Origin of the sequence: Pseudomonas guariconensis (genome assembly GCF_040822035.1) — a bacterium.
In the GTDB taxonomy this organism is placed as follows: domain Bacteria; phylum Pseudomonadota; class Gammaproteobacteria; order Pseudomonadales; family Pseudomonadaceae; genus Aquipseudomonas; species Aquipseudomonas guariconensis.
In genome coordinates this window covers 3,066,003-3,086,288 of the sequence record NZ_CP162012.1, presented here as the reverse complement: position 1 = coordinate 3,086,288, position 20,286 = coordinate 3,066,003, and the positions used below count along the sequence as shown (strand labels likewise).

The window sequence follows — 20,286 nt, the reverse complement described above, 5'->3', positions numbered from 1 at the left end:
GGCGAACCGTTGCCGATCGCTTGGACTGAACTCCCTGTGTTGCGCCCACGTCCCTCGAATGAATGTCGCAAGTTCCGGCATTCACCCAATCGTCAACTTCGAGGACGTCATGATGGAAAAAAACGACCCCAGCGCCACCTCCAGGCCGGGCAGTACACAGGATCACCTCCACGCCATTGCCGATGAAGCCGGAGCTTTGCTCGATGATGCGAAAACCCAAGGTACCCACCAGTACGAGCAATACCGCGACCGTGCGGCGGAGCAGCTCGACGCTCTCAAGGAAGGCGCGCGTTCGGCGGCTTCGGAGCTTGAGGGCCATGACAGCCTAGGGCTTTCCCACTATCTGAACGAGGCGGCCGCCTGCATCGGCAGCTTCGCCGAGCAGGTTCGTCATGAAAGTGCCGAAAGCCTGCTACAGCGAGGTGCACAGCTGGCGCGGGACAATCCTGCGCTCTTTCTCGCAGGCAGCGTGGCGGTGGGATTTGCCTTGTCGCGTTTCGCCAGTGCCAGCAACCGCCACGCAACCGCCGAACCCCCTCAACCTACGACGCACGCGCGCCCTGAGCCCGATCACACCCTACCAGCCGTGCCCGATCGGGCGAGCGATGTTTCCACCCACAAACCCTACACCCCCGTCGACCCTGTGGGGCTCGGCGCCGGAAGGCCGGTAAGTGACAGCCCACTGGATCGCGATCCACTCAAAGGAGGCGAGTGATGAACAAGGACCCTTTGCAACACACCCCAACTGCACATTCGACGGTCGACGATCCCGTGGGCGTGACGGGCCTGCTGCGCCAATTGATGCGCGAAGTCCCGGAACTGTTCGCCAAGGAGCTGGCACTGGCCAAGGCCGAACTGCAACAGAACCTGGCCACGCTCAAGGCCGGCACGGCGGCCGTAGCGACCGGCGCGATCGTGTTGCTGGCAGGTTTTGTCATCCTCCTGCTGGCGGCGGTCTATGCCCTGGCGATGGTGCTGGAGCCGTGGCTGGCTGCGCTGATCGTGGGTGCCGTCACCGTCATCGTCGGCTTGATCATGGTGCAATCGGGCAAGAAGCAGTTCGAGCCTTCGCACCTCAGACCTGACCGTACGTTGCATGCCATGGAGCAGGACAAGGACACCTTGAAGAGGAAACTGCCATGACCAGCACCTTCGAACGCGACGCACAAAAAGACCCCGACTTGCTCGAGCAGGAAATCAACGCCAAGCGCGAGCACATCAACGAACTGGTCGATGCACTGGAGCAACGACTGAGCCCTGGGCAATTGGTCGACAGGCTGCTTGCCTATGGCAAAGGCAATGGTGGCGAGTTCCTGCACAACCTGGGCACCACCCTCAAGAACAACCCGGTACCTGCGACCCTGACGGTCCTTGGCCTGGCTTGGCTGGGCCTTAACCAGCACCGGCCCTTCAATCCAGGCCCTGCATCCACAGGGCCTGGGCTGGGCGAAAAACTGGGTGATGCGGTCGATTCCGTGAAAGGTGCATTCGCCCAAGCCGCCCAGACGGTGCACGATGCCAGCCACAAGGTGCGCAGCAAAGCCCACGATGCGAGGGACCGCGCCAGCGAGCTCGGCCAGGGCGCACGCGCCTCGGTGAGCGAATCTGCCCAATCCTTGGGCAGCCGGGCACATCAGGTAGGCGACCAGGCCACCGCCCTGAAGGGCCAGATGGACCAACTGCTCAAGGAGCAGCCGCTGGTGCTGGCAGCGCTGGGCGTACTGCTGGGAGCGGCGCTGGGCGCTGCGCTGCCCGGCACGCGTCAGGAGAATCGGCTCATGGGGCCCAGCAGCGATCGGGTCACCGACGCGCTCAAGGCCAAGGGCGAGGGGCTCAAGGCGTCGGTGAAACATGCCGTCGACGATACCTCGGGGCAGCAGGCGCCTGGCACGGCGCGTGATGCCAAGGGGGCCGATCTTTCCGCAGGGTTGGGTTTTCCACCTTGATCTGCCGGTAATGGCCGCCAGCCTCCGGAGCGTCCCAGGAGGCTGGCGCTACTGCATGCTCAACCCCAGAACGCCTGGCCGCCATCGAGCGGCAGCGTGGCGCCGGTCAGATAGCCTGCTTCGTCGCTGGCCAACCACGCGACCGTTCGGCCGATATCGTTTTCGCAATCCCCGACCCTGCGCAGCGGAATGCCCTGCAGGAACGCTTCGGCTTCTTGCGGGTGGGCTTGCATCCAGCCTTCGAGCCCTGGAGACAAGGCGTGGGGCGCGATCACATTGACGCGTATGCCATCAGGCCCCCATTCGCATGCGGCTGCGCGGCTGAGGCAGCGGATGGCTTCCTTGGCCGCCGCATAGGCACCATAGCCGCAGGCGTCCCAGCGCACTGCGGCAGAGGAGGCCAGGTTGACCACCACGCCGCCGCCCCGCAGATACGGGTGGCATGCACGCATCAAGCGCAGGGTGGCCAGGGGGCCTGAGTCCATGCCTTGGGCGAAGGCCTCGTCGCTGACCTCCAGCAATCGGCCCAGGGGTACGATCTGGGCGTTGTTGACCAGGATGTCGATCGTGCCGAACGCTTCCAGCACCTGGGCCACGCACTGCTCGATGGCCTGCGCCTGGGTGACGTCGCAGACCACCGCCAGTGCCTCGCCACCGCGCGCGCGGATTTGCGCGCAGGTCGCTTCCAAGGGGGCCAGTGTGCGTCCTGCGACGGCCACCCGCGCGCCCTCGGCGCACAACGCCAGGGCAATGCCTTGGCCTACGCCCTGACCCCCGCCGGTGACCAGGGCTGTCTTGCCGGTAAGACGGTTCATGCGAGAAATTCCAGTGACAGGGGGTATTGGCTGGTGGGCAGTACGCCCAGCTGGTCGAAATCGATGAAGCGCTGGCAGCTGTCCATCATCAGCGCCAGGTTGTGCTGGAACTTCGCCTCATCGCCCGGCGCATCGAAGAACGCCTGCGGATCGTCCATGGCTGCCGGCGGGAAGCATTCCTCGACGATGGCCGCCAACGCGGTGGCGCCAGGGGTGAGCACCTGCACCACCAGGTTTTGCACGTACTGGAAGTTGTCCTGGGTATCGATGGCTATCCGTGTGTGGTGGTTTTGCCAGACCTCGAGCCAGGCCTCGTGGCTCAAGCGCGTCGGCCGTTGCAGGAAGGCCAGTTGCGAGAAGCCGTGGGTGCGCTGGCCGGGGCTGGCGGGGAATCGCGTGTTGCGGATGGGCACCGACTCGCAGACCAGGTACCCCGCAATGCGCGAACAGATCGCCTGCAAGGCCTCGTCGAATGGGCGGCGGAATTCGCCGACGGCGCTGTCCAGCCAGAAGCTCAGTACGGCCTGGGGCAGGGGGCCTGCCTGTGTCTGGCGCAAGCCGTTGGCGGCGCTCACGTCGGCGTCGGCCAGGTTCAGCTGCAGGTGCCGGGCGCCGAGGGTGTGCAGGCGGTCGGCGAGGGGGCCGCTCAATTGCTGTGAGAACGAATCGAACGTGTCGTGCTCGGTTTGCCAAAGCAGGTAGATGACTTTCTGCACGGAGCGCTCCTTGACACAAGGCATGGTTGAGAGATGACCGTGACCATGGTTGATCGCCGTCGCTGCAGAGGAATCCTCCAAACGGACTATCCCGCGCCGATGAGCAGGCTCGCCTTACTTGTTGCCGGGCGATCTTTGCCTATGCTGCGTAGCGAGGGGCTGTATGAAATGTATTCGCGCAAAGGCCAGACAAGGCGAAACCAACACGTCACGAGGGTCGATACCATGTATTACGTGCAACGCGATGCCGCAGGCCAACTGTTGCGGGTCGAAGCCGCTCCTTACGCCGACTACACCGAAATACTCCCTGCCGACCATGGCGAAATCCAGGCCTGGTTCGCGGACGATGTGGTGGAAAACAGCCTTCGCCAGCTCAAGCAGAGTGACCTGGACATGATCCGTGTGCTCGAAGACCTGATCGACGTGCTGACCACCAAGGGCGTGATCAGCATCACCGACCTGCCGCCGGATGCGCAGTCCAAACTGCTCAACCGCTCTTCGGCGCGCAAGGCGCTCGGCAGCCTGAACAACCTGATCGAGGAAGACGAGGGCGGTGGTCTGATCTGACCCCGTCCGGGGGCGGCAGCGCTGACGTCAGCGCCAGGGTGCAGGCTCGCCCACCCGCCGCCCTTGCATCCCTTGCACGCCCATTTCGCGCAGAACGTTCGATTCCCCTTCGGACTCGACCCGCTCGGCAATCAGCGGCAGGTCGATGCTGTGCGCTGCCCGTTGAATGGCTTCGATGAACAGGCGTTTATGCTGCTCCTGATCGATGTGGCGAATGTAGCTACCATCGATCTTCAAGTAGGCAAGTCCCAGGTTTTCCAGGTTACCGATCATGCTGAAGCGCCCGCCGAAGCGCTGCAGCGCCAGGCCAACGCCCAACTCGCGCAGGCGTCGGGTCAAGTGCTCGAGCGAGGCCTGCCGGGGCAGTTGCTCTTCGCCGATTTCCAGGGTCAAGCGTGCGGCCAATGCGCGATGATGGCCGAGCTGTTCGTAGACCTGGCGCATCGCGCCGTCATCGGCCAGGGTGGCGGCCGAGAGGTTCAGTGCCAGGGAGGCATCGTGGCCTTCCAGATGCCTGAGGACCTTATCCAGCATCAACAGGTCCAGGCGCGGCATCCAACCGAAACGCTCGAGCCACGGCAGGAAGCGACCCGCCGCCAACGGCTCGCCCTGATCATCGTGCAGACGGGAAATGACCTTGTAATGCAGGATCCGGCTCGGCACCTGGCAATCGACCACCGGCTGGAAGAACAGCTCGAACAGCCCCCGGTCCAGGGCCCGGTCGAGCCGCGAGTGCCAGGCATTCTGACTGTCGGGTGCCTGTGTCGCGGCGCTGCGTTCCAGGCACACCCAGCTCGGTGCTCCCTGGTGCTCGGCGCGCGCCAGGGCTTCATCGGCCAGCTTGAGCAGTGCGTCGGGCTGATCGCCTGGCGTATAGGGGGCAAGGCCCATGCGGGCCACCGGGCTGACATCGCTGGCCTCGGTCTGGTGCAGGCTGTGCAAGGCCTGCTCCAATGCCTGGGCCAGGTGTACGGCTTGCTCGGAGTCCAGGCCAGGGGCCAGCACGGCGAACTCGCCGCCACGGCTGCGCGCGATCAGGTCGCGGGTCTGGGGATGGGAGGCGCAAGCGCGGCGTAGCTGTTCGGCCACCGCCTGGATCAACTGATCGGTACGTTGCCCGCCCAGGCGCGCGTTGAGGCCGGCCAGGTCCTGAATGCGCAGCAGCAGCAGGTAGCCAGCCCGGGCGTCCTCGACGTTGCTGACTTGGTCGTTGAGCTGCATCTGGAAGTAACGCCGGTTGGCCAGGCCAGTGAGGCTGTCCTGATACGATTCGGCACGCAGCTGCTCGCTGCGCTCGGCCTGTTCGTGGAACAGCGCCTTGAGCTTCTCGACCATCTGGTTCATGGCCTGGACGACGCGGCGCAGTTCGGGCGTGCGGGGAAGATCCGGAAGGCTGAGGAATTCCCGGCGGGCGATGGCATGGGACTGGGCAACCATGTAATCGAGCGGGCGCAATTGGCGGCGTAGCAGCAAGGCGCCCAACACGGCGCTCAAGGCCCCGCACAGCAGCAGCCAGCCCAGGCTGCCCAAGGCGCCTTGCCAGAGCTTGGCCAGGGCGAACATCGGGTGGCTGACCACCTCGACCCGTGCCGCCTGCTGCCAGCCGCGGCTGACGATGGCGTCCGCGCCGGCGGCCTGCAATCCCGCCAGGCGAATGAACCAGGCGGGCACGCCATTGCTGTCGGGTTCGGCGTGGCGCTCCACGAGCACGGCGTTGGAGGCCAGGTCGATGACCTTGATGCTGGCGTAGTACCCGCTGTCGAACAGCGAGCTCACCATCAGCTCGACCATGGCTGGATCGTCGATGTTCGGCGTCAGCGACAGGGCCAATGCAGTGGCACCGTCCTGGGCATGCGAGCGCAGCTGGTTCACGTACTGGCTACGCGAGCTTTCCAGGCTGACCATGAAGCTGCCGGTGAAGGCAACCACCAGGAACAGGCAAATGGCGAACAGCAATTGTTTGAACAGTGACATCTGCGCTCCTTAGTAGACCGGTTCGGCCGGGAAGCCTTCGGCCTGCATCTTTTTCAGCACGTCCTGCCAGCGCGACAGCCGTTTGGTATCGCCGACTTTCTTGTTCCCCGAGGCGCCGGTCAGCCAGAGACCCTCACCGTTGAAGGCGTAGACCGGCAACAGGTCGGTGCGCTCGCCCGCCGGCTTGATCGCGTCCATCAGGCTGTCGAGCACCAGCGGCTGGGCCTGTGGGGTCGAATAATAGGTCAGGACCATGTGCGCCCGATTCTGGCGCAGGGCCTTGACATAGGTGATGCGTAGCTTCTCGCTGGGGATGCCCATGCGCCGCAGGCTGAAGTACTTGGCGATAGCGTAGTCCTCGCAATCGCCTGCGCCCTTGATCAGTGACTGGATCGGTGTGGCCCAGTAATCGATGTCGCGCCACAGGTCGATATCTTCGACGTAGCGCAACTGCTGGTTGAAGAAGAGATTGACCTGCCGCAGCCGTTCCAGCTCGCTGCCTTGTTGCTGGGTGGCAAGCAGCTGCTGCCAGGCATCGATGCGCGCCTGGCCTGGGCCCAGAGGGCCATAGAGGGCCTGGGCCCGTCGGCTGATCTGCGAGAAATCCCAATCGGCGCGCAGGCTGCCCAGCAGCACAAGCGCCAACAGGACGGCGAGGCCGAGGCGCCACACGACGGTTTCGAGCATCCTGGGTTTCGCCACTGCTAAGGCCTATTGAGTACCGATCCTTGACAACCGTGGTGCTGTCGTCCGGGAAAAGCGCAGGGCACGTCACTGCCCGGCGACAACGAGCAGTGTAGATGATAGGCGCCCAGCTATGGCCATGCGCCAGCTATGCAATGAAATCCGATTCGGCGGGCGGCTCTGCCCGGGCATCCTGCTGGATCGTGCCATGCACGGCAATGCCACACACACCGCACAAGCCAACGCTGGCGAGCACGATGTCGCCCAGGATCATGCCGACGATCAACAGCAGCAGGCTGGCGCGAAAGAGGGTGGTCATGACTGCCTCCATGGCAATTGACGTGGGGATGGTGCTAACCATAACGCCTTTGGATCCCAGGATGCAGCCTGGTTTTTGGCAGACGGCAGGCTTTCCATCGGAATTGGCCGATTGGTCCTGTCCGCGTGCTCGGCCCTGATGGCCGCTGGCCGTTGCAGGGCTGGAAACCTCATCCCGACCGAGGCCAGCCTTGGGGGAGGCGAAAGCGGCGGATCAGGCCGGGCGACGCGGAACTTCAAGCGGCGGGCCCGGTCGATAGCATCCCTTGCCTTCCGAACAAGGGCCCAGCCAACCTGGACGGCTGCAAACCTGCCCATCGTGTGGCAGTCCACCCGGTCTTGTCGAGTTCGTTTCCGATGCCAAGCACGCCTGTATGGTTGGCTTTATGCCTGTGTCTGACGGTGATCGTATCCCAGTGTGCCATGGCTGGCGGCCGTGCCACTCAAGCCCGTAGCAACAACGCCTCCACCGCGTTGATCGAAGCCGCCTCGCAGCAATATGCAGAAGGTCATCTGGACCAGGCGGCGGCGACATTGGAACGCGCGCTGCACATACAGCCGAACAATCCCGCCACCTTGCATTACCTGGGTGTGTTGCGCCTGCAGCAGGGGCAATACCAGCAGGCCGAGACGCTGGCGGCCCGCTCCAACCTTCGTGTCGGCGCCAATCGTGCGCTGTACGCTCGCAATCTTCAGCTGATAACGGCGGCCCGCAACGCTCAGCGCTCAGGTGCAATGCCTGCGGCGATCAAGGACTCCGAGCGGGCCGGCGGCGATGCCAGCGGCATGATCACCGCCGAACAACTCATCCGCTACTGACCCCGGCAGGGCGCCTAGGCCTCACGGGCAAAGCACAGCACCTTGCTCGTCATGCGCTGCAAGGTTTCGCCCCGCTGGTTGGACGTGATGCATTCGACCACCACCATGCCGCGGTCGCGGCGCGTGCGCGAGGGCGTGATGCTCACGATGGTGCTCTGCACACGCAGCCGGTCGCCTGCTCGGGTGGGCTGCGGCCAGGAAACCTCGGCAGTGGCACCGATCACGCCGCGGGCCAGGGGCAGGCTGCTCACCAACAGTTTCATGGTCAGCGCACTGGTCTGCCAGCCGCTGGCGGCCAACCCTTCGAAGAACGTGTCCTTGGCAAGGCTTTCGTCCAGGTGAAACGGCTGCGGATCGTACTCACGGGCAAAGCGAATGATCTGTTCAACATCCAGGCAATGCTCACCGCTGGTGAAGGTATCACCTACGGCCAGGTCCTCCAGATAGATCGGGTCGGTCATGTCAGGCTCCTCACGGGGCAGAGGCCGGGAGCGGCACGCTGCGCTCGGCCCATCAAACGCGATAGTGGTGCCTTGTTCAAGTAGGCCGACACTTGTAGCCAGAGGGCGCGGCGCTGGAAAGCGCCAAGCGAAACCTTGACCTGACTCGAAGTCCACTCTCGCTGTCGACAACACCCCAGGCGGCCTTGCGTCGTGAAAGCACTGCGAGGCCTTCGCCAGGGCCGATACTGCTGGTATCGGCGGCGTCTGGCTGGTGGCGCGGGCCGCGAGGAGGTGTGAGGTGAACAAATTGTCCATTGTGGGTGCCGGAATGGTGGGTGAGGCGGCGGCGCAAATCATCGCCCGGGAGGAGTTCTGCCGTGAGCTGACGTTGATCGATGTGCAAGGGGACATGGCGCAGGGCAAGGCACTGGATGTCTGGCAGGCAGCCGTCGAGTCCGGTTCCGATACCCGGGTCTACGGAGGGGGCGATGCTCAGTTGCTGCAGGATTCCGAGTTGGTGGTGATCACCGCGGGCGTGCCGCGCAAGCCGGGTCAGTCGCGCCAGGATGTACTGAGCATCAACCTGCCGATACTCGACGGCATCATGCGGGACATCAATCGGCATGCCCCGTCGGCGATCGTACTGGTGGTGTCGAACCCGGTCGATGTGCTCACTTACCGGGCCTGGAGCCTCAGTGAGCTGGGCCGCGACAAGGTGTTCGGGCAGGCCGGGGTGCTGGATACCGCGCGGATGAAGTGCTTCATTGCCGAACAGACAGGCTTTTCTGCCCGGGATATCGCGGCGCTGGTGCTCGGAGGCCATGGCGACAGCATGGTGCCGTTGATGCGCTACTGCACGGTCGGCTCTGTACCGCTTTCGCACTTTTTGACCTCTGAGCAGATCGAGCGGATCGTGCAGCGTACCCGTCAGGGAGGCGGCGAAATCCTGGGCCTGAAGAAGGTGGGGAGCGCATGCGATGCACCGGGCGTGGCAATCGCCCAGATGGTGGATGCGATCGCCAACGGTCGAAACCGCATTCTGCCTGCGGTCGCGATCCTCGAGGGCGAGTACGGGCGCCGGGATATAGCCATGGGGGTGCCTTGCGTGCTGGGAGAGCAAGGGCTGACGCGGGTCGTCGAACTGCCCCTGGATGCGCAGGAGCAATCGATGTTCGACCACTCAGCCGACCAGGTGGCGCGTGACATCGGCGAAATGAAAGCGCTGTGAGCCTGCAGGGCGCGGGTTCAGCCGCAGCGCCCCTCAGGCGTGCCCGCGGGCCAACGCCTGCGCGAGATAGGGCGCAGTGCGGCTGCCCTGAACCTGGGCAACCTCGGCGGCGGTGCCGGTCGCGACGACCAGGCCACCGGCCTGGCCTGCCCCGGGTCCAATGTCGATCACCCAGTCGGCCTGGGCCACCATGCGCATGTCGTGCTCGATCATCACCACGCTGTTGCCGGCATCGACCAGCTGTTGCAACTGCGCCATCAGCCGGTCGGCATCGGCCACATGCAGGCCGGTGGTCGGCTCGTCGAGCACGTACAGTGTGCGCCCTCGCTGGCTGCGCTGCAGCTCGGTGGCCAGCTTGATGCGCTGCGCCTCGCCGCCGGACAGCTCGGTGGCCGGCTGGCCCAGGCACAGGTAACCCAGGCCGATCTCGCGCAGCACCTGCAGCGAGCGCGATACCGCTTGCTCGTCGACGAAGAAATCGCAGGCTTCTTCCACGGTCATGCGCAGCACGTCGGCGATGTTGCGGCCATTCCATTGCACCGCAAGGGTGTCCGCGTTGTAGCGGGCGCCGTGACAGGTGGGACAGGGGGCATAGACGCTGGGCATGAACAGCAGCTCGACGCTGACGAAGCCTTCGCCTTCACAGGTCTCGCAACGCCCCTTGGCCACGTTGAACGAGAAACGCCCCGCGTCATAGCGGCGCTTGCGGGCTTCGTCGGTCGCGGCGAACAGTTTGCGCACAGGGTCGAACAGCCCGGTATAGGTCGCCAGGTTGGAGCGAGGCGTGCGACCGATCGGCTTCTGGTCCACCTGCACGACCCGTTGCACGGCCTGTACATCGCCGCCCAGGTGACCGCCGGTGCGCTCGATGATCGTCGGGCCTTCGGTGCTGGCTTCGCTGTCTTGCTCCTCAGGTTCGTGCCCCAGGTGCAGCAGCATCAACTCGGGCAATGCCTGGGCGATCAGGCTCGACTTGCCGGAGCCGGAGATGCCGGTCACCGCCGTGAGCACACCCAGCGGCACGCGTGCGTCCACGCCGTGCAGGTTATGACGTCGGATGGCCTTCAGCTCCAGCCAGCCGGTGGGTGTGCGGGCGCGAGTGCTGGGGGCGGGCAGTTGGTCGAACAGGTAGCGGGCGGTGTGCGATTCGGCCACTTCGCGCAGGCCCGCCGGGGCACCGCTGTAGAGCACGCGGCCGCCGCGCTCACCGGCATCGGGACCGACATCCACCAGCCATTGGGCGCGGCGCATCAGTTCCAGATCATGCTCGACCACGAACACCGAGTTGCCGGCGTCGCGCAGGCGGTCGAGGGCGTCGTAAAGCGCCTGGCTGTCGGAAGGGTGCAGGCCGGCTGAAGGCTCGTCGAGCACATAGACCACGCCGAACAGCAGGGCGCTCAGTTGCGTGGCCAGGCGCAGTCGCTGAAGCTCGCCGGTCGACAGTGTCGGTGTGGCGCGTTCCAGGGTGAGATAGCCAAGGCCCAGCTGCTGCAGCGTGCGCAGGCGCGCCAACACCCCTTCGGCCAGGCGCTGCGCGGCCAGTTGTTTTTCGCTCGAGCGGGTGTCCTGGGCAGAGACTTGGCCTCGGCTGACCGGTTCGAGCAAGGCCACGACCTGGTCCAGCGGCATCTGGGCCAGGGTGCCGATGTCCACCCCGCAGAACGTCACTGACAATGCCTCTGGCTTCAGACGCTTGCCGTCGCACGCTGGGCAGGGGCGACCCTCCATGAAGCGCGACACACGCTTGCGCATCAGCGCGCTCTGGGTGTTGGCGAATGTGTGCAGTACGTAACGCCGGGCACCGGTGAACGTCCCCATGTAGCTGGGCTCGAGTTTGCGCTTGAGGGCGGTGCGGGTTTCGGCCGGCGTGAGGCCCGCATAGACCGGCACGGTGGGCGCTTCTTCGGTGAACAGGATCCAGTCGCGGTCTGCCTGCGGCAGGTCTTTCCAGGGCCTGTCGACGTCATAGCCCAGGGTGACCAGGATGTCGCGCAGGTTCTGCCCATGCCAGGCCGGTGGCCAGGCGGCGATGGCCCGGTCGCGGATGCTCAAGGTCGGGTCGGGGACCAGGCTCGCCTCGCTGACCTCATAGACGTGCCCCAGGCCATGGCACGCCGGGCAGGCCCCTTGCGGTGTATTGGCCGAGAAGTCTTCGGCATACAGCATCGGCTGGCCGCTGGGGTAGGTGCCAGCGCGCGAGTACAACATGCGCACCAGGCTGGACAGGTTGGTCACGCTGCCGACCGAGGAACGGGCATTGCTCGCACCGCGTTGTTGTTGCAGCGCCACAGCCGGGGGCAATCCATCGATCGCGTCGACATCCGGCACGCCCACCTGGTCGATCAGTCGCCGGGCGTAAGGCGCTACGGATTCGAAGTAGCGGCGCTGCGCTTCGGCATACAGAGTGCCGAAGGCCAGCGATGACTTGCCGGAGCCGGAAACGCCGGAAAACACCACCAGCGCATCGCGGGGGATGGCGACATCCACATCCTTGAGGTTGTGTTCGCGCGCGCCGCGCACCACCACATAGCCGTCTTCGGTCTCGAGGTGGGCACGGTCGGTCGGGGAGGGGGTGCGTGTCATGGGGCGGCGGCTCGGCGGCTGGCAAAAGGGTTACGGTAGCCGTTGTCGGGCCTCGGCGCCTACCCCTGGGTGTCTTGAGGGCGTTGGGTGTGGAGTCTGGTGTGCATGTTCTCTGGCGTGCCCTCGTCCTTTGCCAGAAGCTTGCGGGCTGTCTCTATAAAGGGCGTGACCACCAGGCTGTACACCGTCAGGTAACGCTGCTGGTCTTGTTCTGCGGTGCCGAAGCGGATGTCTTCAGGCGTTGAGGTGGTGACATAGAGCGTGCCGAACATCCAGTCCCAGAGGGACAGGTTGGTGCCGAAGTTGCGGTTGAAATGGCGCGGGGCGTCACTGTGGTGGATCTGGTGCTGGGCCGGACTGTTCAATACATGCTCAAGCCGCGGACCGAACGACAGCCAGACATGGCTATGGCGAAGGTTGGCCGCCAGGCCATTGAAGATGAACACCAGGTAGGTCACCCCGAACAAGGTGTAGCGGCTGATTTCGCCGCCGCAGGCGTACCAGAAGCAACCGGCGTACAGGCCGATGAATAGGCTGGTGCTCAGTTTTTCGACGATCTTTTCCACGAAGTGCACCCGGCTTGCCGTCACGGGTACCAGCACGGGCGCTGAATGATGAACCTTGTGAAAAGCCCAGAGCCAGCGGGAATGAAACGCCCGATGCGCCCAGTAATGAATGAAGTCTTTGACCAGGAACACCCCCAACCCGTACAGCAGTGAGAGCCCGAGGTTTTCACCCACGCGCGGGCGTTCGCCCCAGAGATTGACGAAAAAGGCCTGGTAGTCGCCTGAATGCAGGATGTAGGGATCGACCCAGTTGACGATAGGCAGCACCAGCGCGACTTTGAGGACGGCTCGCACGAAGTAGTAGCGGTAATCCAGCAGCGCCGAGGGATGCAGGTGTACTCGGCCAGCGCCGATGAACTGCCAGAACGAAGGGGCGTCGGTCAGGCCGTGATGCTTTCTGAAGCGGAACAGGCCATAGGCGACGCCATAGGAGATGCAAAGGAACAGGACCCCGAAACGGCCGTTCAGGTTGAATATGCCGAGAAACTGCTCGGTGACGGGCGCGATCACCCACTCGGTCAGATGTTCGAAGGCAAGCGACAGTGCATCCACGAAACGGCGGCCTCGGCGAAAGAAACGGCATTGTAAATCAGATTGATTTACTTAAGCGTCTTTATATGAAGCACCGTGGGTTTGTGGGCGCTACGCCACGGTATGATAGGCGCAACGCGATCCCGCCAGAGTGAATCATGAACCGTCAGAAAAAAATCAAGCAGTTGCTCAAGGCCCATGCCAAGAAAGCCAGCGCCAAGCTCGCACCGCGCAGCAACAAGCCCAAGTACATCAGCAAGGCCGAGCGGGAGAAGCTAGCCGCGCAGACGGCGAGTGAATCAAGCGCAGAGATCGAGCAAGGCGCGCATTGATCACCGCCGGCGCTTCCTATCTTCGCAGCGGCGCCACCGACCGCTGCTGATGGCGAGCCAGGTGTTCAAGGCGACGCAGTGTACTTCCTTGTGGCTGTACCTGTTCGAAAGGCACGCCTCCTGCAGGCAAAGGGGCATCCATAGCCCCTGTGCCTTAATATCTGCCGAATCAATCAGCCGCGATTTGCAGTTCCGGCAGCTTGACACGAAACGCCCGGGTGACCCCCAGCAGGCAGATGAATCCAAGCCCCATCCAGCCCAGGCCAATCATGAACGACATGCTCGACAGGCTGGTCCACAGCCAGATCGTGCTCAGGAACCCCAGCCCCGGAAGCATGCCGTACAACAGGTAATTGCGCAGGCCACGCAGCTTCTGGCCGACCAGGTAGTGCTTGACCACCGCCAGGTTCACCGCCGAGAAGGCGAACAGTGCACCGAAGCTGATCATGTTGGCGACGGTATCAAGGGTGATGAACAGCGCGATCAGCGACAGAAGGCTGACCACCATGATGGCTGTGGCCGGCACCCGCTTCTTGGACACCAACTGGCCAAATGCGCGCGGCAGCACGCCGTCCCGGCCCATGGCGAACAGCACCCGTGACACGCTCGCCTGGGACACCATCGCCGAGGCGAAGCAACCTGCCACGTAGGTGGCCGTGAAGGCGCTCACCAGCAGTTCACCGCCAACCCGGCGCATGACGTCCACCGATGCGGAGTCGGGGTCGTGGAAAGTGTTCCACTGCGGAAACACCATCTGGGCACACCAGGACACCACCAGAAACAGCAGGCCACCGATCATTGTCACCGCCATGATCGCCTGGGGGATGCGACGTTGTGGGTTGGGGGTTTCCTCGGCCATGGTCGACACCGCGTCGAAGCCCAGGAACGACAAGCAAAGTACGGCTGCGCCGGTCATGATCAGCGGCACGCTGAAGCCTTCATGGTGGAAGGGCGCCAGCAGCGAAACAGGCCCCGTTTGCTGGTTCAGGTGACTGATAGACAGCGCGATGAAGACCACGATGAACACCAACTGGGCAACGATCAGCACCCAGTTGACACGGGTGATGGACTCGATGCCGATCAGGTTGAGGAAAGTCACCAGAGCGATGGAGCCGAGCGCCCATACCCACGCGGGGACTTCGGGGAAGTATTCGGACATGTAGATGCCGATCAACAGATAGCTCAGCAGCGGCAGGAAGATGTAGTCAAGCAGTAGGGTCCATCCGGCCATGAAGCCGAAGTAGGTGCCGAAGGCCTTGCGGGTGTAGGTGTACACCGAGCCGGAATAGGGGTGGGCCTGGACCATTCGTCCATAGCTGTAGGCGGTGAACAGCATGGCGACGAGCGTCAGTATGTAGGCGGTGGGCAGATGCCCTTGGGTCATTTGGGTGACCAGTCCGTAAGTGGTGAATACCGCCAGCGGCACCATGTAGGCTAAACCGAACAGCACTAGGGCGGTCAGGCTCATGGACTGGCGGAAACGACTTGATGAGGTGCTTTGCGACGGTGAATGGTGGGAGGAGGTATCGGCCGCATTTGTTGTTATATTCATTACTGACTCCTGAAAGTTCAGAGGCAAGGCACTGGCGGTATTTGGGTCGATCGTGACTTTGTGGGTACGTTTGTTCTCTTTGTAAAAACCTCGGTGCGGGCACGTGATGACCTGCGTTGAAATAACGCATTGAGCACGTCCAAGAGTCGCTACGTTGAAACTTGCAGCTTCACAAGCGTTTTACGGCATGAGTGGGGCGACCTGCGGGCTCGAATGGCGCCAGGCCATGGCAGCGATATAAAACCGGGCCTTCGGAACGAGAAGAGCCGTAACACTGCAGGTCAATTCCTGTAGTTCATTAAGTAGGTGTAACTACTTAATACTTTCAAGGCATTTATATTGCCATCGAACGGATATCGGATTTCGAATGACAACAGCGGCAATATTGCTCGATGACCACTAAATGCCTTGATCAAGAAAGCATGACTAGACAATCCCTGTTGGCCCAACGACGATCCTGTTTTCGACTTGGGGATTGAACGAGTTCGTTGTCCAACCAGGACTCAAGCTTCAGACGGTTTTGATCCACCTCTCATGGCCTGTCACTCCACCCCTGGAGTGTCAATTCTTCATATCGTCCGTGCTTGGCTATTTTTCCATGGCTGTGCGGTGGCCACCATCACCCTTTTGTGTGAGCTGGCGCTGGGCAGATACGGTCACAGGAGATACAGATTGATCAGGGCCCAGCGCCACACCGCAGCGACTATCAATTGCACGGCAAATGCGCCGAACCTGAGCCCTGCAAGCACACTAGGGACGATCGTGTCGCGTTGGCTCCATCGCTCTCTGCAGGGTCGTGTCATCGAACCTTTCCAAGAAGCGGTCGATCTGCGTCTTGCCGCACAGATGCACGGTTGGAACCTGCGGCGCCACAGTCAGGCGGATGGCTTCAATCTCTGCGCGGTAGCTGCTATCGAACTGCCAGACGAATTTCAAGAACTCTAGAAACGCTTTGTCCAGGCGTTCCTTGCAGCCAACCGGCCGGTCGGCCCGGGGCCTGTCCAGCAGGCTGCGAACGATCACCCGGGCGAGGCAGGTGAGTCGCGGGGTATCAAGCCAGATGACCAGGTCGGCTTGGGGCAGGCGCAGGTCGAAGGTGCGCCGTGCATAGTTGCCTTCACAGACCCAGGCGGGCGCGGCAACGGCATGGCGTACCCGTTCGCGAAACTGTTCGGCGTCGGGTTCTTCCCAGTTTGGTTCCCAGAACAACGTATCCAGGTGCACGACGCAAGCGCCGAGGCGTTTGCCCAGCGCCCGGGCCAATGTCGATTTGCCGCTGCCGGCGTTACCGAGTATCACAATCCGTTGCATGGGAAGACTTCCAGTCGCCAAATGAGGGGCGGCGATTTTGCGGATTTTGTGGGTGCTGTCAAGGCGAGAAGGGCCAGGCGCCCACGGCATAACTGGTGCGCGCATCGTTCGAGGCCTCATCGTTCAAGTGGCTGATGGCCGCGCTTTTCGCCTGGGCATCCACGAGCGCGGTCTGTCGATCCGAGAGCTGCTGGTTGGCCGTGAACAGGTTCGCCACCTGTTGCTCCAAGTGGTTCAGTGCATCCACAAGTACCTTCTTTTGCTCAAGCTCATCAGCCAGTTGGTGGGCGAGATCGCTCACCCGAGCGATTTGCTGCTCCTGCTCGGGCGTGACGTTCGCTGGCGAGGCAACGGTGAATCCGCTGAACACCGAAGACAGGCTGCAAAGCGCAATGCCAAAGTACTTTTCCATCAGGATCCAGAGCCTGTCACGGTGATGGGTCATCGATTCACGATGGGACCATGACAGGGCCAGGCGGCCAATAAGATGAGTCTTAAAAGTGCCTTGGTGGGAACACCGAATGCCGGCGTGTTTGCAGTATCATGCGCGCCCGCTTTCGGAGCAGCCCATGGCCAAAGACATCGACAACCCCTGCGTCTCGCTTTGCCAGCTCAATGGCGAGCTGTGCGTGAGCTGTGGCAGAAGCCGCGAAGAGATCCGCAAATGGCGCGGCATGAAGCGGCCGGAGAAGATGGCGACGGTGCAGCGTGCGGCGACGCGGTTGAAGGCCATCGTCAAGAAGGGCGCCAAGCGTCAGGCGCGTGACTGACCGGTGAATACCCTTGAGGGCTGCTCAGGGCAGCCCCAAGGGTATCGCCAGCGCACTTGAGCCTTTATCGCAACGCCTTGCCTTTGGTCTCCGGCGCCCAGGCCACTGTCACCAGCAGGCCCAGTAGCGGGAAGAGCGCCATCATGATCAAGGTCGCCGAGAAGCCGAACGCCTGCAGCAACGAGGGCAGCAGATAGGTCACGCCTGCTGCCGATATCCGCGAGAAAGCCGCCGAGAAGCCGATCCCGGTCGCACGGACATGGGTGTCGAAAATCTCAGGCGGATAGACGAACTGAATGTTGTTGATCGCAGGCCCGATGAACATGTACGTCGCGAACAAGCCTACGACGACCCAGGTCGGCGCATGGGCGAACAGACCCAGTGCCAAGAAGATCGCCAGTACCGCGACGAAGGTCCAGATGACGAATCCGCGACGGCTCATCCAGTGCACCAGGAACACCCCAAAGACCACCCCGGCGATCTGAATGGCGTTCAGCGACAGGTCGACCCGGTGATCGCCTTGCAGCCCCAGCGTTTCCAGCACCGGCACCATGAAGGTGAAGATGGCGAAGAAGGGGCCGACCTGACAGAACCAGAACAGGCCGGAGAACAAGGTGTGTTTCCAGGTGTCGCGCTTGAACAGCTCGCCCAGCGAGGCGCCCTTGGGGCTGACATCGACATCGGGAATCGCGTACTCGGCGCCGAAGTGCCGATCGACGATGGCCCGGGCCTCGGCGTCCCGTCCCTGTGCCTTGAGCCACATTGGTGTTTCCGGCAGCAGCAGGCGAAGCAGGTAGATGATGACCGCTGGAATCACACTCGAACCCAACAGCATTCGCCAGTTATCACCGTCGTAGAAGGCGCCGATGATGAAGGCGGCGGTAAAGCCGATTTGCCAGGCGATGGTGAAGCAGCCAAGCAAGGCCCCGCGGTTCTTGCGTCGGGAAAACTCGGCCAGGACCGTGGAGCCGACGGCGTACTCGACGCCGATTGCCAGCCCTAGAAGCAAGCGGATGACCACCAGTTGCCAGATGTCCTGCACGAAGAACTGGCACACCGACAGGACAATGAACGCCGCCAGGTTCCAGGAGAACACTGGTCGACGTCCGTAACGGTCGGCGAAGTTGCCGAACACCAGACCGCCGATGAATACACCGATCAACGCACTGCAGGCAATCAGGCCTTGGCTCGTTGCGGTCAGCAGTTCGTTCTTGGCCAGCGCCAGCGCAGGGCCGACGATTCCCAGGATGTAGCCATCCAGCGCAGCGCCGCCCAGACAGGCGAGCGCGGCGATGACATGGATGGGCATCAGGCGCGCCTCATCCAGCAAACGTTGACCGGACGTGCTGCTTGCTTCGCGTGGACTCGAAGCGATTGGCATACCCATAAAAGCCTCCGCAATCTCTCGTTGTAATTATTGATGTGCGCAGACGGTCCCCCCGCCGTGGCGGGCGCCTGCATGACGCGTGCTGGGTCTATGTGGCGGTGCGATACCGGGGCCGTCGGAAGCAAAGACCTCAGGCCCCGGCAGTGGGACTAGGGAAGGGCGATCACCGCCTCGATCTCGACCTGGGCGCCTTTGGGCAGGGCCTTGACCTCATAACAGGCGCGCGCTGGACAAGGCGCTGAGAAGAACTCGGCATAGGCCCCATTGACCAAGGCGAACGCACTCAGGTCGGTGACAAGCAGCGTCGTCTTGACCGTGTACTTCAAGGAGGTGCCGGCCTCGTGCGCGATGGCGGCAATGTTCTCCAGGCACTGGCGCGTCTGCGCGACGACGTCATCGGAACAGAACTCGCCGGTGGCCGGCACGATGGGCAACTGGCCCGAAACGAACAACAAGTTGCCGATCCGGATGGCCTGGGAGTAAGGGCCTATGGCAAGCGGGGCGTGGGTGCTGGAAACCTGGGTGATCATGTCGATATCCGTTGTCGTGGGAAAGGTGCGTTGCTGTAGTGCGATCAGTCGGTGCTCAAGTGATCCGTTGCGCCGTCCAGGAAGGCTTCGATGCGCGCGTACCAGGGCGCGATGTCGAGGTTGTTGCACGCCAGCCATTGGGCGTTGAAATAGGTATCTGCGTAGCGATCGCCGCTGTCGCAGATCAAGGTCACCAGCGAGCCCTCTTCGCCACGGCGTTTCATTTCGCTGGCAATGCACAGCAGTCCGAAGAAGTTCGTGCCGGTCGAGCCGCCGACGCGGCGGAACAGACGCTCCGACAGCACATGGGCGGCGGCGATCGAGGCGGCGTCCGGCACCTTGAACATGCGGTCGATCACGCCCGGAATGAACGACGGCTCCACACGCGGGCGACCGATGCCTTCGATCCGCGAAGGGTGTGCACAGGTCGTTGACAGATCCCCGGTCTGCCAGGCTTGGCAGAAGGCGGAGTTCTCCACGTCCACGACGCACAGGCGGGTGTCGAAACCGCGATAACGGATGTAGCGGCCGAGGGTGGCCGAGGTGCCGCCGGTGCCGGCGCTCATCACCACCCACGCTGGGCACGACTGCTCCTCGCACTCCATCTGGTTGAATATGCTTTGTGCGATGTTGTTGTTGCCGCGCCAGTCGGTTGCCCGTTCGGCATAGGTGAACTGGTCCAGGTAGTAGCCGCCTTTTTGTGCCGCGATCTCGGCGGCCACGCGATAGACCTCGCCGGGGTGATCGACGAATTCGCAGACCCCACCGAAACGCCGGATGGCGCCGATCTTCGCTTCGCTGGTGCTTCTGGGCATCACGGCAATGAATGGCAAGCCCAGCAGGTTGGCGAAGTAGGCTTCCGACACGGCCGTGGAACCGGAGGAGGCTTCCACCAAGGTGGTGCCCTGGTTGATTCGCCCGTTGCAGATCCCATAGAGAAACAGCGAGCGGGCCAACCGGTGCTTCAGGCTGCCGGTGGGATGGGTACTCTCGTCCTTGAGGTAGACCGAGAGCTTGCCCAGGCCTGGGAAGGTCGGCTTGATCAGATGGGTGTCGGCCGAGCGATGACCGTCGCCCTCCAACAACCTGACCGCGTTGCGTGACCAATCGATCGCTACGGATTGCGTGGTATCAGTGCCCATATCAATGTTCCAAGTTATGCCGATCGTAATGAATTGCGCCCACGACCCTGCGCGGACAGCCTCGAGGGCCGT

At 63.0% G+C, this 20,286-nt stretch carries 22 protein-coding genes; 8 read left to right on the top strand and 14 right to left on the bottom strand.

Annotation, left to right across the window (positions count from 1 at the left end):
- Positions 1-58 precede the first annotated feature (58 nt).
- The 3 genes from AB1N67_RS13970 to AB1N67_RS13960 are packed head-to-tail and all read left to right on the top strand — an operon-like array spanning position 59 to position 1,946.
- Positions 59-715 carry a hypothetical protein gene (locus AB1N67_RS13970; protein ID WP_232095183.1) on the top strand — a complete coding sequence of 219 codons (657 nt, stop codon included), beginning with the start codon at positions 59-61 and terminating at the stop codon, positions 713-715.
- Complete coding sequence (locus AB1N67_RS13965; RefSeq protein WP_043207053.1) at positions 715-1,143, top strand: phage holin family protein; 429 nt, start codon at positions 715-717, stop codon at positions 1,141-1,143. Before AB1N67_RS13970 ends, AB1N67_RS13965 begins: the two co-directional genes overlap by 1 nt.
- Positions 1,140-1,946 (top strand): DUF3618 domain-containing protein, encoded by an 807-nt coding sequence (locus AB1N67_RS13960; RefSeq protein WP_182815395.1) that lies wholly within the window; start codon positions 1,140-1,142, stop codon positions 1,944-1,946. The genes AB1N67_RS13965 and AB1N67_RS13960 overlap by 4 nt, the downstream gene beginning before the upstream one ends.
- Before the next feature lie 59 nt (positions 1,947-2,005).
- On the opposite strand, the gene AB1N67_RS13955 is transcribed toward AB1N67_RS13960, so the two are convergent.
- Together AB1N67_RS13955 and AB1N67_RS13950 are read right to left on the bottom strand one after the other, a co-directional pair.
- Positions 2,006-2,761, bottom strand: coding sequence for an SDR family NAD(P)-dependent oxidoreductase (locus AB1N67_RS13955; RefSeq protein WP_182815394.1), 756 nt, complete (start codon positions 2,759-2,761; stop codon positions 2,006-2,008).
- Positions 2,758-3,477, bottom strand: a complete 720-nt coding sequence (locus AB1N67_RS13950; RefSeq protein WP_182942917.1) for an EthD domain-containing protein — start codon at positions 3,475-3,477, stop codon at positions 2,758-2,760. Before AB1N67_RS13950 ends, AB1N67_RS13955 begins: the two co-directional genes overlap by 4 nt.
- A gap of 225 nt (positions 3,478-3,702) precedes the next feature.
- Between AB1N67_RS13950 and AB1N67_RS13945 the strand changes: the two genes are divergently transcribed.
- Positions 3,703-4,044 (top strand): hypothetical protein, encoded by a 342-nt coding sequence (locus AB1N67_RS13945; RefSeq protein WP_043207044.1) that lies wholly within the window; start codon positions 3,703-3,705, stop codon positions 4,042-4,044.
- Between the two features lie 27 nt (positions 4,045-4,071).
- Here AB1N67_RS13945 and lapD read toward each other — a convergent pair whose 3' ends face one another.
- The 3 genes from lapD to AB1N67_RS13930 form a co-directional block, all read right to left on the bottom strand.
- The gene (gene lapD / locus AB1N67_RS13940; RefSeq protein ID WP_102081517.1) at positions 4,072-6,018 is read right to left on the bottom strand and encodes a cyclic di-GMP receptor LapD; all 1,947 of its coding nucleotides are present in this window, start codon (positions 6,016-6,018) and stop codon (positions 4,072-4,074) included.
- A 9-nt stretch (positions 6,019-6,027) separates the two neighbouring features.
- A complete protein-coding gene (gene lapG, locus AB1N67_RS13935; protein WP_090344735.1) occupies positions 6,028-6,705 on the bottom strand; it encodes a cysteine protease LapG in 678 nt (225 codons plus the stop codon).
- Between the two features lie 145 nt (positions 6,706-6,850).
- Complete coding sequence (locus tag AB1N67_RS13930) at positions 6,851-7,021, bottom strand: hypothetical protein (RefSeq protein ID WP_167358089.1); 171 nt, start codon at positions 7,019-7,021, stop codon at positions 6,851-6,853.
- Between the two features lie 401 nt (positions 7,022-7,422).
- Between AB1N67_RS13930 and AB1N67_RS13925 the strand changes: the two genes are divergently transcribed.
- Positions 7,423-7,839: a tetratricopeptide repeat protein gene (locus tag AB1N67_RS13925; RefSeq protein WP_232095182.1), complete on the top strand. Its 417-nt coding sequence runs from the start codon at positions 7,423-7,425 to the stop codon at positions 7,837-7,839.
- A gap of 14 nt (positions 7,840-7,853) precedes the next feature.
- Here AB1N67_RS13925 and AB1N67_RS13920 read toward each other — a convergent pair whose 3' ends face one another.
- Complete coding sequence (locus AB1N67_RS13920) at positions 7,854-8,300, bottom strand: MaoC family dehydratase (protein ID WP_043207036.1); 447 nt, start codon at positions 8,298-8,300, stop codon at positions 7,854-7,856.
- A gap of 280 nt (positions 8,301-8,580) precedes the next feature.
- On the opposite strand from AB1N67_RS13920, the gene AB1N67_RS13915 reads away from it, so the two are divergent.
- On the top strand, positions 8,581-9,510 hold the full coding sequence (locus tag AB1N67_RS13915; RefSeq protein WP_043207034.1) for a malate dehydrogenase: 930 nt from the start codon (positions 8,581-8,583) through the stop codon (positions 9,508-9,510).
- A 33-nt stretch (positions 9,511-9,543) separates the two neighbouring features.
- Here the strand turns inward: AB1N67_RS13915 and AB1N67_RS13910 are convergent, their stop codons facing one another.
- Both AB1N67_RS13910 and AB1N67_RS13905 read right to left on the bottom strand, forming a co-directional pair.
- The gene (locus tag AB1N67_RS13910; protein WP_367863080.1) at positions 9,544-12,093 is read right to left on the bottom strand and encodes an excinuclease ABC subunit A; all 2,550 of its coding nucleotides are present in this window, start codon (positions 12,091-12,093) and stop codon (positions 9,544-9,546) included.
- Positions 12,094-12,152: 59 nt separating this feature from the next.
- Positions 12,153-13,211: a sterol desaturase family protein gene (locus AB1N67_RS13905; RefSeq protein ID WP_367863079.1), complete on the bottom strand. Its 1,059-nt coding sequence runs from the start codon at positions 13,209-13,211 to the stop codon at positions 12,153-12,155.
- Between the two features lie 137 nt (positions 13,212-13,348).
- On the opposite strand from AB1N67_RS13905, the gene AB1N67_RS13900 reads away from it, so the two are divergent.
- Positions 13,349-13,522 carry a DUF2986 domain-containing protein gene (locus AB1N67_RS13900; RefSeq protein ID WP_102081520.1) on the top strand — a complete coding sequence of 58 codons (174 nt, stop codon included), beginning with the start codon at positions 13,349-13,351 and terminating at the stop codon, positions 13,520-13,522.
- Between the two features lie 169 nt (positions 13,523-13,691).
- On the opposite strand, the gene AB1N67_RS13895 is transcribed toward AB1N67_RS13900, so the two are convergent.
- The 3 genes from AB1N67_RS13895 to AB1N67_RS13885 form a co-directional block, all read right to left on the bottom strand.
- Positions 13,692-15,074, bottom strand: a complete 1,383-nt coding sequence (locus AB1N67_RS13895) for an APC family permease (RefSeq protein ID WP_367863078.1) — start codon at positions 15,072-15,074, stop codon at positions 13,692-13,694.
- Positions 15,075-15,824: 750 nt separating this feature from the next.
- Entirely contained in the window at positions 15,825-16,385 is a 561-nt protein-coding gene (locus AB1N67_RS13890) for an AAA family ATPase (protein ID WP_052352379.1), read from the bottom strand.
- Positions 16,386-16,443: 58 nt separating this feature from the next.
- Positions 16,444-16,830, bottom strand: a complete 387-nt coding sequence (locus tag AB1N67_RS13885) for a hypothetical protein (protein WP_324723741.1) — start codon at positions 16,828-16,830, stop codon at positions 16,444-16,446.
- A gap of 124 nt (positions 16,831-16,954) precedes the next feature.
- On the opposite strand from AB1N67_RS13885, the gene AB1N67_RS13880 reads away from it, so the two are divergent.
- Complete coding sequence (locus AB1N67_RS13880) at positions 16,955-17,155, top strand: DUF1289 domain-containing protein (protein WP_324723740.1); 201 nt, start codon at positions 16,955-16,957, stop codon at positions 17,153-17,155.
- A gap of 64 nt (positions 17,156-17,219) precedes the next feature.
- Here AB1N67_RS13880 and AB1N67_RS13875 read toward each other — a convergent pair whose 3' ends face one another.
- The 3 genes from AB1N67_RS13875 to AB1N67_RS13865 all read right to left on the bottom strand — a co-directional run bounded on the left by AB1N67_RS13875 (position 17,220) and on the right by AB1N67_RS13865 (position 20,214).
- Entirely contained in the window at positions 17,220-18,542 is a 1,323-nt protein-coding gene (locus AB1N67_RS13875; RefSeq protein ID WP_367863077.1) for an MFS transporter, read from the bottom strand.
- Positions 18,543-18,691: 149 nt separating this feature from the next.
- On the bottom strand, positions 18,692-19,072 hold the full coding sequence (locus AB1N67_RS13870; protein ID WP_043207021.1) for a RidA family protein: 381 nt from the start codon (positions 19,070-19,072) through the stop codon (positions 18,692-18,694).
- Between the two features lie 44 nt (positions 19,073-19,116).
- The gene (locus tag AB1N67_RS13865) at positions 19,117-20,214 is read right to left on the bottom strand and encodes a PLP-dependent cysteine synthase family protein (RefSeq protein ID WP_289717422.1); all 1,098 of its coding nucleotides are present in this window, start codon (positions 20,212-20,214) and stop codon (positions 19,117-19,119) included.
- Positions 20,215-20,286 lie beyond the last annotated feature (72 nt).